The following is a 12,955-nucleotide window of genomic DNA, read 5'->3' as shown; positions in this document are numbered from 1 at the left end:
GCAGCCTGTCCTACCTGGTGCAGGCCTCGGCCACTGCTGCGATTCTCGCGCGCGTCGCGGCATCGGCGATGCCGTCCGCGCGGCCCGGCAACCAATGGCGCTGGAAGGCGGTGACGAGCACCGGCAGCGGCAGGTCGGTGTGGTAGCCGATGACGCCGAGGAGCCCCATCACTTCGGCTTCCGGCGGGGGCGCCGGATCGGGGCCGGGCCACAGCCCGACCCTGTTCGCGGCAAGGCCCTGCCAGTCGAACAGCTCGCCGGGGTCCTCCTTGCGGTCCGGCGCGATGTCGCTGTGCGCGACCACGTTGCGGGGCGGGATCGGGTGGCGGGCCAGGATGTCGAGGCACAGGTCGCAGACCGCGGCCATCTGCAGGGCAGGGAAGTCGCGATAGCCCCATTCATGGCCGGGATTGACGATCTCGATGCCGATCGAGCGGCCGTTCAGCGCCTCATGCCCGCGCCAGTGGGAGATGCCGGCATGGGCTGCGCGCCGATCTTCCGCCACGAGCCGAAACACCGCGCCGTCCTCCTCCACGACATAGTGAGAGGATACCTTGGCCGCCGGCTCGCACAGGCGCGCAATCGCCTCGGCGCCGCTGCGCATGCCGGTGTAATGCAGCACCAGCATGTCGATGGGGGTGCCGGCCGGCCGCGGTTCGTGGTTGGGGCTCGCCAATTCGCGGATGCGCATCAAATGGCCACCGCGTCCGCCTCGATCTCCAGGAGCCGGGCTGGGTCGATGAAGCGCACGACGCCGACGACGGTGGCGACCGCGATCACCGTGCCGACCCGTACGGCGCGGGAAAAGCCGATGCCGGGTTCGAGTGGTGAGCCCGAGGACACGAGATGCCCGGCCGTCAAAGCTTCCGTTCTCGCTTGATGCGATCCCACGCCGCATTGATGTCGGCGACCTTCGCCGTTGCGCGCTTCACGAATTCCTCGGGCACGCCGCGGGCGGCGAGGCCGTCCGGGTGGTTCTCCCGCATCAATTGCCGCCAGGCGGCGCGCACCTGCTCGTCGGAAGCCTCCCGCGTCAGGCCGAGAACCGGATAGGGATCATCGAATTGCTGGGCGGAGGCGCCGCGGGGCGCGCCACCCTTGGCCCGTTCCCAGGCCGCCGCATCCAGGCCGAAGCGGGCATGGATGCCGCGCAGCATGTCGCCCTCGGATTTCTGCACCGGTCCGTCGGCGCGGGCGATGCGCACCAGCGCGGCGAGCACGTCCTCCAGCATGGCCTTGTTGTCGGCGAAGGCGGCGCCGAGCTTCTCCGCGAAGGGCTCCCAGTCGTCCGATGACTCGCGCGCCTGGTCGAACAGGCGGCCGACGTCGCGCAGCCCTTCCTCCGGCACGCGGAACATCTGTCGGAACGCGTCGATCTCGGCGCGCTTCACCGGCCCGTCCACCTTGGCGAGCTTGGCGGCCAGCACGACGACGGTGAAGGAGAACAGGTTCTCCTTCCCGCCCAGCATATGGACCATGTCGGCCGCATGCGGGGGGATTCGCCCGCCCGGCGACGTGCCCTGGTCGGCGGCATGGCCGATCGCGGCACCCATCATGGCGCCGAAGGGGCCGCCCATGGCGAAGCCCGCCATGCTGCCGAGGATCTTGCCCAAGAAGCTCATCGCCCATGGTGCTAGCACAATGCGGGCCGGCCGTCAGTCGCGCGCCTTGCCGCATGGGCCGGGCCTCTCTATTGCCGGTCAGGGCCGCATCGCGGACCTGGGCCGGGGGTGCGGCCCCGGGGGTGGCGGCCGGGTCGGAAGGGATTGGTTTCATGGCCGGCTGGCAGTTCTGGATCGATCGCGGCGGTACCTTCACGGACATCGTGGCGCGTGACCCCCAAGGGCGGCTATCCACCCGCAAGCTGCTTTCCGAGAACCCGGAACGTTATCGGGACGCAGCGGTGGCGGGCATCCGGGAGACGCTCGGCCTTGCCCCGGGCGCGCTGATTCCCGAGGGCACGATCGATGCCGTGAAGATGGGCACGACGGTCGCCACCAATGCGTTGCTGGAACGCAAGGGCGAGCGGGTGCTGCTGCTGGTCAATCGCGGCTTCGCGGACATGCTGCGCATCGGCAACCAGGCGCGGCCGCGGCTGTTCGACCTCGACGTGAAGCTGCCCGAGCTGCTGCACGAGCGCGTCGCCGAGATCGGCGGCCGTGTCGCGGTGGATGGCGCGGAACTCGAGCCGCTGGACGAGGCCGCGGCGCGCGCCGCGCTGAAAGCCGGCTTCGCGGAGGGCATCCGCGCCGTCGCGATCGTCATGATGCACGCCTGGGCGCATCCGGCGCATGAGGTGCGCCTCGGCGAGATCGCGCGGGAGGAGAGATTCACCCAGGTCTCGCTGTCCCACCAGGCGAGCCCGTTGCCGCGCATCGTGCCGCGCGGCGACACCACCGTTGTCGATGCGTATCTCTCGCCGGTGCTGCGACGCTACGTCGACCAGGTGGCGTCCGAGCTGCCCGGCGTGCGCCTGTACTTCATGCAGTCGAATGGCGGGCTGACCGAGGCCGGCCGCTTCCAGGGCAAGGACGCGATCCTGTCGGGCCCGGCGGGCGGCATCGTCGGCGCGGCGCGCACGGCGGCGATGGGCGGCTTCGACCGCATCATCGGCTTCGACATGGGCGGGACCAGCACCGACGTCGCGCTCTATGCCGGCGAATTCGAGCGTGCCTTCGAGACCGAGGTCGCCGGGGTGCGCATGCGCGCGCCGATGATGGCGATCAACACGGTCGCCGCCGGTGGCGGCTCTATCCTGCATTTCGACGGCGCACGGATGCGCGTCGGGCCGGACAGTGCCGGCGCGGTGCCGGGGCCGGCCTGTTATCGTCGCGGTGGCCCGCTCGCCGTGACGGATGCGAATGTGATGGTCGGCAAGATTCAGCCGAAGCACTTCCCCGCGATCTTCGGTCCCGATGGGGACCAGATGCTCGATGCGGAGATCGTCCGGGCGAAGTTCATCACGCTGGCCGGCGAGATCGCGGCTGCGACCGGCACGAAACGCGACCCACGCGAGGTCGCGGAAGGCTTCCTGCGCATTGCGGTCGCCAACATGGCGAATGCCATCAAGCAGGTGTCGATCCAGAAGGGCCACGACGCCACGCGCTTCGCGCTGCAATGCTTTGGCGGCGCGGGTGGTCAGCATGCCTGCCTCGTCGCCGATGCGCTGGGCATGGAGACGGTGTTCATCCACCCCTTTGCCGGCGTGCTCTCGGCCTATGGCATGGGCCTCGCCGATCAGGCGGCCATTCGCGAGGGCGCGGTGGAAGCGCCGCTGTCGCCGACCGGCATGGATGACCTCGCCGCACGGCTCGACGCGCTGGCTGAGCAGGGGCGCGAGGAGCTGGTGCGACAGGGTGCCGACCCGTCTCGGCTGCAGGCCGCGCGCCGGCTGCATCTGCGCTATGCCGGCACGGACGCTTTCCTGCCCGTGCCCTTCGGCGATCACGCAACCGTACTGGCCGCCTTCACGGACGCGCATCGCCGCCGCTTCGGCTTCGCGACGCCTGAACGCCAGGTGGTGGTGGAGGCCTGCATCGCCGAGGTCACCATGCCCGGCGAGCGCGTTACGGAACCGGGGCTGCCCGATCGCGGCGACGGCCACCCCGGACCCATCGACACGGTAGAGATGTGGAGCGAGGGCGCGGCGCACTCGGCCCCTCTGTTCGACCGCGACGAATTGCTCCCGGGCGACATCATCCCCGGCCCGGCGCTGATCCGCGAGGCCATCGCTACCACGGTGATCGAACCCGGCTGGACGGCGGAGATCACCGCGCTCGACCACCTCGTGCTGCGGCGGACCTCGCCGCGCGCGGCGGCACTGGCCGCGACGAGCGACCGGCCCGACCCGGTCATGCTCGAACTGTTCAACAACCTGTTCATGAACGTCGCCGAGCAGGCGGGCGCGGTGCTGCAGAACACCTCGCTGTCGGTGAACATCAAGGAACGGCTCGACTTCTCCTGCGCCATCTTCGACGCGCAGGGGTATCTCGTGGCGAATGCGCCGCATGTGCCGGTGCATCTCGGCGCGATGGGCGAGAGCGTGCGCACCGTCATCCGCTCCCGTGGGGCGACGCTGAAGCCGGGCGACGTGGTCGCGCTGAACAACCCGTCCAATGGCGGCACGCATCTGCCCGATATCACCGTCATCACGCCGGTGTTCAACACGGCGGGCGCCGAGATTCTGTTCTTCGTCGGCAGCCGCGGCCATCACGCGGATATCGGCGGGCTGACGCCGGGCTCGACGCCGCCCGGATCGAAGACGCTTGAGGAAGAAGGCGTCGTCATCGACGACTTCCTGCTGGTCGATGGCGGCACGATCCGCGAGGCGGAGTTCCGCGCCATCCTCGCCGGCGCGACCTATCCTGCGCGCAGCCCAGATGTGAACGTCGCCGACATCAAGGCGCAGATCGCGTCGAACGAGAAGGCGGTGCAGGAGCTGCAACGCGCCGTCGCGGAATTCGGCCTGCCCACCGTGCGCGCCTACATGAAGCACGTGATGGACAACGCGGAGGAATCCGTCCGTCGCGTGCTGGAACGCCTGCCGCATGGCGAGTTCTCCACCACCATCGATGACGGCACGCCGTTGAAGGTCGCGGTGCGCGTGGACCGCGCCAACCGCCGCGCGGTGATCGACTTCACCGGCACCGGCCCGCAGCGGCCGGACAACTTCAACGCGCCATCCGCGGTCTGCCGTGCCGTCGTGCTCTACTGCTTCCGCTGCCTGGTGGGCGAGGACATCCCGCTCAACGATGGCTGCCTCAAGCCGCTGGAAATCGTGATCCCTGACGGCACCTTCCTGTCGCCGCGCCCTGGTGCCGCGGTCGTTGCCGGCAATACGGAAGTCTCCCAGATGACCTGCAACGCCGTGCTCGCCGCGCTGAACGCCTGCGCCTCGGCGCAAGCCACGATGAACAACGTGCTGTTCGGTGATGCCACCTATCAATATTACGAGACGGTCTGCGGCGGCGTTGGTGCCGGCCCCGGCTTCAACGGCGCCGGCCCGATCCAGACGCATATGACGAACACGCGCATGACCGATCCGGAGATCCTGGAACTGCGCTACCCCGTGCGGCTCGAGGAATTCTCGATCCGCAGCGGCTCCGGCGGCGCCGGGCAGTTCCGTGGTGGCGACGGCTCCCGCCGCCGCATCCGCTTCCTGCGCCCGATGGAGGCCGTCATCGTCGCGTCCCGCCGCAGCGTTGCGCCGCACGGGCTGCAAGGCGGCGCGGATGGCGCGGCCGGACGGCAATGGGTGGAACGTGGCGACGGTACCGTCGAGGCGCTGAAGGGCAGTGACCGCGCCAGTCTCGCCCCCGGCGACGTCTTCGGCCTCGAAACGCCGGGCGGCGGCGGATGGGGGGCGCCGGAAGGGTGAGGAAGCGGCTCCTCCTTCTCATCCCGCTGCTGCCGGTCGCGTTGCTCCTCGCGGCATGGTTCGGGCCTCGCTTCTTCGATTGGGAATCGCAGCGCGGCCGGGTCGCCGCCATTGCTTCCGCCCGGCTCGGCCGCTTTGTCACCGTCGAAGGTCCGCTGCGCGTCACCCTGCTGCCGCAACCGATGCTGGAAGCGGACGACGTCCGCGTCGGTGAGGTGGATGGCGAGGCGCTCGGCGTCTCGGCGAAGGTGCTGCGGTTGCGTCTCGGTCTGGCGCCGCTGCTGCGCGGCCGGCTCGAACCGCGCGACCTGGTGCTGGTCGGCGCCGATATCCGTCTGCCCTGGCCGCCGGAGTCCATCGGGGCGCTGCGCCCGCCGCTATGGCTGACGGGCTTCGACGCGCGCATCGAGGACAGCCGCGTCGAGGTAGGCGGCGCGGTGCTGGAACGGGTCACGGCGCGTCTCGCCGCGCCGGGCCCGCTCGATGCGATCCGCACCGAGGGCAGCTTCACCTGGCGCGGCGCCGCCGCGCGCTTCGATGCGGTGCTCGGCCGTCCCGGCTTCGACGGCGTGGCGACGCTGGACGTATCGGTCGCGGCACAGGGCACGACGGTGACGGCGCGCGGCGCGCTCGTCGCTGAGGGCGGCTTCGAGGGGCGGATCGAGGCCTCCGGCAGCGACCTCGCCACCCTGATGGCCGCCCCGTCAGGCCCCTTTCGCGCCACCGGCCGCGTCAGCGTGACGGGGGAGGTGGCGGCGGCTGACGACCTCACCCTCGATCTCGGCGGCGTCACCGGCCGGGGTGCGGCGACCTTCCGCTTCCGTCCGGAATCGCGGCTCGACATCGCGCTCGCACTGGCGCGGATCGATCTCGACGCCTGGATCGGCACGCTGCGGGGGGCACAGGCGCCGCCGCTGCCGGTCGGTCTCGACCTTTCCGCGGAGGCAGCGTCCTTTCGCGGCCAGACCATACGGCGCCTGCGCGGTGGCATCTTCCGCGAAGGCGACCGCATTACCCTGACCGACATCACCGCCCTGCTGCCGGGAGAGGCCGAGGTCGAGGCAGCCGGCGCGACGGCGGGCGACCGGCTGGAACTCGCGCTGCGCTTCGCCGGGCCCAGCTTGCGGGCGACGGTCGCCGCCTTCGGCCTGCCGGTGGACCGCCTGGACCCGTCCCGCCTGCGCACCTTCGAGGGGCGGGCGCGGGTCGTGCTGGAACCGACGCAACTCGGCGTTCCCGAGCTGTCCGCGACGCTGGATGGTGGGCGGGTCAGCGGCGCCGGCGTGTTCCGCTTCGGCGCGCGGCCGGCGCTCGGGCTGGGCCTGAATTTCGACCGGCTCGTTCTCGACGGGCTGCTGCCGCCTGCCGCCGATTGGGCACCGCTGCTGCGCGGCGGCGTCGAACTCGACGCCAATCTGCGCCTCGCCGCGGAAACGGTGGTCTGGCGTGGCGCCACCGCGGCGCGCGCTGCGATCGACGCGGTGATGGAGCGCGGGCGGATCGGGCTGCGGCGTGCCTCGGCGCAGATCGGCGGGGCGGATGTGACGCTCGCGGGCAATCTCGTCACCGGGGCCACCCCGCGCTTTGCCGACCTGGTGCTGGAAGTGGCCGGCCCGAGCGCCGCTGGCTTGGCCGCGCTGGCGGCGCCGGTGATCGACCTGCCGGACGCCCTCGTCGCGCAACCGCTACGCCTGCGCGCGACCGGCGGCGGCCCGCCCGATGCGCTCGCCGTCGCCGCCGAAGGCGAACTCGGTGAATTGCGCTTTGAGGGCCAGACGACGCTGAACGTCGCGCAGGAGCGGTTCAGCGGGAACCTCACGCTGCGACATCCCGGCGCGCCGCGGCTTGCGCTGCTGCTCGGCGCGGCGGACATGCCGAGCTGGCTGGGGGAGGGCTCCTTCTCACTGATCGCCACGCTTGCCGGAGGGCGCACCGGCGTGGCGGCGGAGAGCATGGAACTGGTCGCCGGTGGGCTGCGGGCGCGAGGGCAACTCGCTCTCGCCCTGGACGCCGCGCGGCCGCGTTTGACGGGGCGCGTCGCGGCGGAGCGTCTGCCGCTGCCCGGAGTCGCGCTGCGCGACAACGACCCGATCGGGCTCGGGCCGCTTGGCGCCTTCGATGCGGAGCTGACCCTGGAGGCGGCCGAGGTCGTCACTTCGGACCTGCCGCCGCTGACCGAACTGACCACCAAACTCACATTGTCCGGTGGGCAGCTTGCGCTCGCGGATATCCGCGCGCGGCTTGGCGGCGGCGTGCTGGACGGGACGTTGAATCTCGACGCCGCGGCGACGCCGCCAGTGCTGTCCGGCGCGTTGGGCCTGGCGGGCTCGACGCTGACGCGCCCGCTCTTCGGCCTGCCTTTCGATCTCAATTCCGGTCAGCTTTCGGTGCAGGGACGCTTCACGGCGACGGGGCATGCACCGGCAGCGCTGCTCGGCAGCCTGTCGGGGGAGGGGCGGTTCTCGCTGGTCGACGGCGTGGTTGCCGGCGTTGCCCTGCGCACCGTGGTCAACGCCGCGGGCGTGGACGAGCTGGCCCAGGCGGAGGCCGGCATGCGCGAGGGCCTGGGCGGCGGCGCGACGGCGCTGGAACGGCTGGAAGGCGGCTGGCGCGCAGCGGCCGGGGTCGTGGTGCTCGATGGCGTGCGCATTGCGGGAGAGGGCGGCGTGGCCGGCGCCGTCGAGGGTAGCGTCGACCCGCGGCGCGGCACGATGGACCTGCGCATCCTGGTGCAGCCGCCGCCGGCGGGGGCGCCGGCCATCGGCCTGCGCGTGACCGGGCCGGCTGAGATGCCGCGACGGCAGCCCGAACTGGCGGACTGGGCGCGATGGCGGGCTGCGCAGTGATAGCGACGGGCGAGTTCTTGGACCGCTGTTAGGCTCCAGGCGTCGGCGCCCGCATCCGCGGACCCGACGTGCGCGTCGCGCCGAAGGCCAACTGATCGCGTTACCGGTTTGGGCTACCTTCGGGGCATGGACATCACCATCCACCACGCCTGGACGCCCGGCGCGATCGGCGACATCGCAGCGCTACACGCGCGGCACTACGCCGACAGCCACGGCTTCGGCGCCTTCTTCGAGGCGAAGGTCGCGCGTGAACTCGGCGACTTCCTCCTGCGCTTCGATCCGGCGAGGGACCTGTTCCGCTGCGCTACCGGGCAGGGGCGGGTGCTGGGGTCGCTGGTGCTGGATTGCGGGGAGGACCCGGCTTCCGCGCATCTGCGCTGGTTCATCATGGACCCTGCGTTGAGGGGGAGAGGCGTCGGGCGGCGCTGGCTGGAGGAAGCCGTCGTCCAGGCGCGGCGTGTCGGCGTTCCGCGGGTGCATCTGTGGACCCTGGCCGGGCTCGATGCCGCCGCACATCTCTATGCCGCAGCCGGCTTCGCCCTGGTCGAGGAAGTCGAGGCCCAGCAATGGGGGAGCCGCGTGACCGAGCGGCGGCTGGAACTGTCGCTCACTCCCCAATGTTGAGCAGCGCGCCGCGAACCCGCGCCTGATGGAACTGGGCCAGGAAGATCCAGGCCGCCACGGCCAGCCAGACGAAGTCCAGCAGCACTGCCCAGAGCAGGTGGTCCCACGCCATCGTGCCGTCCAGCAGCGCCGCCCGCATACCCTCGAACACATGCGCAGCCGGGATGGCGAGGGCGAACGGCTGCAGCCAGCCGGGCAGGATCGCCACGGGATAGAAGACGGCGGCAAAGGGAGCGATGCCGAACATCACACCCCAGGCCAGCGCCTCCGCCCCCGCGCCGTGGCGCAGGATCAGCGCGGTGACGGCGAGCGCCACCGCCCAGCCCATGGCCATCAGCGCGAAGACATAGGCGACGAGCACCGGCCCCAGCGTCCACACCCCGAAGCCGTAAAGCAGGAAGGCCAGGCCCATGGCCGGGCCGACGGCCGCGACGGTGCGCAGCACGCTCATCGAGGCGAGACCGGCGACCAGTTCCCAGGGCCGCAGCGGCGAGACGAAGATGTGGCCGAGATTGCGCGACCAGACCTCCTCGAGGAAGGAGATGGCGAAGCCCATCTGGCTGCGCAGCGTCACCTCCCACAGCAGCACGCCGCCGAGCAGCACCCCGGCCGTCACCGAGGCCGCGCTGCCCTGCACGCCCGCGAGGTAGGCGGTGATGAAGCCCCAGACGACCATCTGCAGGACGGGCCAGTACATCAGCTCGAGCACCCGCGGCCAGGAACGGCGGTAGAGCGCCAGGTGCCGGTACATCAGCCCCCAGATGCGCCGCGCCGGGCCGCCGGTCATGCCGCCGTCTCCCGCGCGCGGCCGCGCGCGATGTCGAGGAACACCTCCTCCAGGTCGTCACGCCCGTAGCGGTGCAGCAGGTCGTCGGGGCTGCCTTCGTCCACCACCTTGCCGCCCTTCAGCATCAGCACGTGGGAGCAGAGGCGCTCGACCTCCGCCATGTTGTGGCTGGCGAGCAGCATCGCGGCGCCACTCTCGGCACGATAGCGTTCCAGCGCGCTGCGCACCCAATCCCCGGTGTCCGGGTCGAGGCTCGCCGTCGGCTCGTCGAGCAGCAGCAGCGCCGGTCGGTTGATCAGCGCCTTCGCCAGCGCGACGCGCGTCTTCTGCCCGGCCGAGAGCTGCCCGGCCGGCCGCTTCGCGAACTCTGTCAGGGCGAAGTCCTCCAGCAGTTCGGCGATGCGGCGCTTCATGTCCGGCACGCCGTAGAGATGGCCGTAGACGCGCAGGTTCTCCTCGACCGTCAGCCGGTGCGGCAGGGCGATGTAGGGGGAGGAGAAGTTCATCCGCGCGAGCGCGGCGAAACGCCTTGTCGCCATGTCGTGACCGAGCGAGACGACGCGCCCGCCGCTCGGCACCAGCAGGCCGAGCAGCATGGCGATGGTGGTGGACTTCCCGGCGCCATTGCCGCCGAGCAGCCCCCAGGTCTGCCCCATCGGCATGGTGAAGGTCAGGCCATCCACAGCCGGCCGGTCGCCGGGGCGGTAGGTCTTCGTCAGGTCCTCGACGAGCAGCGCCGGCGTTTCCATGACGGGGATATCGGGCCGTCGCCCGGCCACGCCAAGGGAGCGGGGGGAGCGGAGGGGCGCTACCCGGCCGGCCGTCGTGCTTCCACCAGCCGGCCCTGGAACAGGGTGATGCCCATCTCCCATCCCCAGGCGATCGCGGCGGGGCGGTCCACCCCGGCCAGCACCACCGATTCGGTTCCGGCCGGGAACGCGGCGCGCAACGTCTCGGCCGCCGGTGTGCCGAGGGGGGGCAATGCGTCCGACCAACGCAGCCGCAGCCGCCCGATTCCGGCGCGTGAAGGCGGCAGGGCGAGCACCGCCGCCGGCCCTGCCGCATCCAGCATCGGCCGATGCCCCCGCGCGGCCAGCAGGTCTCGCGCAAATGCGAAGCCTGCGGGGTGCCCGGCCGCGTCGTCGGCTGCCAGCGCCACGGTCAGCGCCCCGCGCAGCGCGGCCGGCCACAGCGCGTCGAGACGGAGGAAATCCGGCGAAGTCACCGCCTCGATTCCAAGGCTGAGACAAAGCGGCCCGAGGTCTCGCATCTCCTCCGGCCGGGCCAGGCCCGCCAGCAGCCGCCGGTCCAACAGCCGCCGCAGCCGCCGCACCAGGGCGGGCGCGAGGCCGAGGTCGATGCCGGGCAGCAGCGCATCCCGCACATCAGCCAGGGACAGGCGCCGGTCCTCCTGCAGCCGTTCCGGCGCTCCACCGCCCGGGGTCAGGCGGCACACCTTGCGGCGGCGCAGGAAGGCGCTGACGTCGGCTGAGGCAAGTGCCCGCTCGGCCGCGGCGATCGCCTCGCCATCCGGGGCGCGGCCGGGCGGCCGAGGGGCCGCCGCGCGCACCGCCGCCGTCAGGCCGAGGGCCTCCTCGACCGCCGTCAGCACCGCCGCCGCCTGGTCCGGCAGCCGCAGCAGTGCTAGCGACGCCGTTGCCTCCTGCGGTTCCAGCATGCTGGCGAGGCTGCGTTCGGCCTCGACCAGATGGTGGCCGGGCGGCGCCTCGATGGCGACGAGGGCGCCGCGCGGCAATTCGAAGATGCGGGTGCGGGAGGTGCGGCGGAGCCCATCCCACGCAGCGCGTAGCAGCGCCATCTGCGGGTCCCGACGGCGGGTGGGCGCGAGGCGGGCGGGGTGGAACAGCAGCACCCGGCGCTCGACGCCAGCGGCGACGGTTTCGCGCACCAGCCCGGCCAGGGCGACGGCGTCGGCCGCGCCCGGCGCCGAGCCCAGGGCGCCGAGAGCGGGGATCTCCTCGAGCGTCATGCCGCGCCTTCCCGCGGCAACAGGGCTGAGAGCAGTGGCAGGGCGAAGCAGCCGGCGCGACCCGCCGGCGCGGCGGCCTGGCCCCGCGTGGCGCAGGCGCTGCGGGTGCAGGTGCCGGCATGGTCGCAGGCCGCCATGCGCTGGGCGGCGAGCAGCGCGTCGATCGCCGGGCCGGCGAAGCGGGCGACGCCCATCGCCATGCCCCATTCGATGGCGGCGCCGTCGCAGCCGGTCAGGATGAGCCGTGCCGCATCGACCCGGCGCAGCCCCGCGACCGCGGCGCGTCCGGCGAGATCGGGAGACCAGTGCAGCAGCAGCAGATCCACCGGCAGGGCTTCCGGCGCCAGCAGCGCGAGGGACGCGGCATCGAGGCCGCGGACGGCCAGCCCCCATCCGGCATGGCGCAGCGCCGCGCGACGCCGGGCAAGGCCCTCGGTCATCGCTTCCGCAGCCGAGAGGGTGGCGACGAGGGCGGGCAGCGGGACGCCGTCCTCCCCCGCCGCAGCTGCGGCGGGGGGAAGGCTGGGCAGCAGGGCGTAGGGCAGGTCGATCAACAACGGCACGGCCGGGATGGCGCCGAGCAGCGCGTCCCGCCTGGCCGGCTCGGCGAGCTCGGTGAGGAGCCGGCCGCGCAGGCGGTCCCCCGCATGGCGGAGCAGGTCGGGATCGGCGGCGGCGGCGCCGAGATGCGGTGCCAGCGCGGCGTCGGGCAGGACCAGTTGCAGGAAGGCGAGGCGCCGTGGCTGGCCGGCGGCGAGGTGCAGCACGCCATGCCGCCGCAGCAGCGCGGCCAGTGGCAGGGCGGCGGTCATCGCCTCGATGCCGGTGGCGGCGGGCGGGGCGGTGATGGCCGTGCCCGCCGGTGCCAGTCCCGGCAGTGCCAGCAGCGGCGCCACCGCCTCGGGCAGGGCAAGGCGTTCCGGCTCAGTGCCGAGCAGCCTGACGAGCAGTGCGGCAAGGCGCGCCCCGTCGGCGGGTTCGGCGTCAGTCAGCAGGAGCTCGCCCTGGGCGGTTTCCAGCACCGCAGCACCACGCGGCCGGGCGGCTTCCTCCATGAGGGCGACGATGACGCGCCGCTGTGCGGGCAGGGCGGGCGCGGGCAGGCGCAGTGCCACCCGGCCCGGCGGACCGCGCAGGGCGCGCCGCAGCGCGTCGGGGCCAGGTCCGGTGGGGGGCGCCGTGCCGTCGGCCGCAACGGTACTGTCCTGCCGTGGCATCCCTGCTTCCTGCGGAGGCGGCGGACGGCCCGCGCGCTGGAGCAGCATCGCGCCCGGCGGATGAAGGAAGCGTTGCGGCGGAAGGGTATCGAAACATGCCGCGCTTTTGCTTAT

General features: G+C 72.3%; 10 protein-coding genes. 3 read left to right on the top strand and 7 right to left on the bottom strand.

Going from position 1 to position 12,955, the window contains the following annotated elements; all coding sequences use genetic code 11:
- Positions 1–10 precede the first annotated feature (10 nt).
- The 3 genes from GXW78_RS11340 to GXW78_RS11330 are packed head-to-tail and all read right to left on the bottom strand — an operon-like array spanning position 11 to position 1,622.
- On the bottom strand, positions 11–691 hold the full coding sequence (locus tag GXW78_RS11340; RefSeq protein WP_211868814.1) for an N-acetylmuramoyl-L-alanine amidase: 681 nt from the start codon (positions 689–691) through the stop codon (positions 11–13).
- Positions 691–861 (bottom strand): RidA family protein, encoded by a 171-nt coding sequence (locus GXW78_RS11335; protein WP_211868813.1) that lies wholly within the window; start codon positions 859–861, stop codon positions 691–693. The genes GXW78_RS11340 and GXW78_RS11335 overlap by 1 nt, the downstream gene beginning before the upstream one ends.
- Positions 858–1,622, bottom strand: coding sequence for a TerB family tellurite resistance protein (locus GXW78_RS11330; RefSeq protein WP_211868811.1), 765 nt, complete (start codon positions 1,620–1,622; stop codon positions 858–860). The genes GXW78_RS11335 and GXW78_RS11330 overlap by 4 nt, the downstream gene beginning before the upstream one ends.
- 152 nt (positions 1,623–1,774) lie before the next feature.
- Between GXW78_RS11330 and GXW78_RS11325 the strand changes: the two genes are divergently transcribed.
- The 3 genes from GXW78_RS11325 to GXW78_RS11315 all read left to right on the top strand — a co-directional run bounded on the left by GXW78_RS11325 (position 1,775) and on the right by GXW78_RS11315 (position 8,847).
- Positions 1,775–5,377, top strand: a complete 3,603-nt coding sequence (locus GXW78_RS11325; protein ID WP_211868810.1) for a hydantoinase B/oxoprolinase family protein — start codon at positions 1,775–1,777, stop codon at positions 5,375–5,377.
- Positions 5,374–8,223, top strand: a complete 2,850-nt coding sequence (locus GXW78_RS11320; RefSeq protein WP_211868809.1) for an AsmA family protein — start codon at positions 5,374–5,376, stop codon at positions 8,221–8,223. Before GXW78_RS11325 ends, GXW78_RS11320 begins: the two co-directional genes overlap by 4 nt.
- Positions 8,224–8,349: 126 nt before the next feature.
- A complete protein-coding gene (locus GXW78_RS11315; protein ID WP_211868808.1) occupies positions 8,350–8,847 on the top strand; it encodes a GNAT family N-acetyltransferase in 498 nt (165 codons plus the stop codon).
- Here GXW78_RS11315 and GXW78_RS11310 read toward each other — a convergent pair.
- Genes GXW78_RS11310 through GXW78_RS11295 form a run of 4 tightly spaced genes read right to left on the bottom strand, consistent with a single transcriptional unit; the run spans position 8,831 to position 12,841 of the window.
- Positions 8,831–9,634 (bottom strand): ABC transporter permease, encoded by an 804-nt coding sequence (locus GXW78_RS11310; protein WP_211868807.1) that lies wholly within the window; start codon positions 9,632–9,634, stop codon positions 8,831–8,833. The genes GXW78_RS11315 and GXW78_RS11310 overlap by 17 nt on opposite strands.
- Positions 9,631–10,383 (bottom strand): ABC transporter ATP-binding protein, encoded by a 753-nt coding sequence (locus GXW78_RS11305; RefSeq protein ID WP_211868806.1) that lies wholly within the window; start codon positions 10,381–10,383, stop codon positions 9,631–9,633. Before GXW78_RS11305 ends, GXW78_RS11310 begins: the two co-directional genes overlap by 4 nt.
- Positions 10,384–10,442: 59 nt before the next feature.
- Complete coding sequence (locus GXW78_RS11300; RefSeq protein WP_211868805.1) at positions 10,443–11,624, bottom strand: hypothetical protein; 1,182 nt, start codon at positions 11,622–11,624, stop codon at positions 10,443–10,445.
- Positions 11,621–12,841 carry a hypothetical protein gene (locus GXW78_RS11295; RefSeq protein WP_211868802.1) on the bottom strand — a complete coding sequence of 407 codons (1,221 nt, stop codon included), beginning with the start codon at positions 12,839–12,841 and terminating at the stop codon, positions 11,621–11,623. Before GXW78_RS11295 ends, GXW78_RS11300 begins: the two co-directional genes overlap by 4 nt.
- Positions 12,842–12,955: the final 114 nt, after the last annotated feature.

Origin of the sequence: Neoroseomonas terrae (assembly GCF_018129025.1) — a bacterium.
Taxonomy (GTDB): Bacteria; Pseudomonadota; Alphaproteobacteria; order Acetobacterales; family Acetobacteraceae; genus Neoroseomonas; species Neoroseomonas terrae.
Note: the sequence above shows the minus strand (reverse complement) of the source record. Positions and strands in the feature narration are given on the sequence as shown.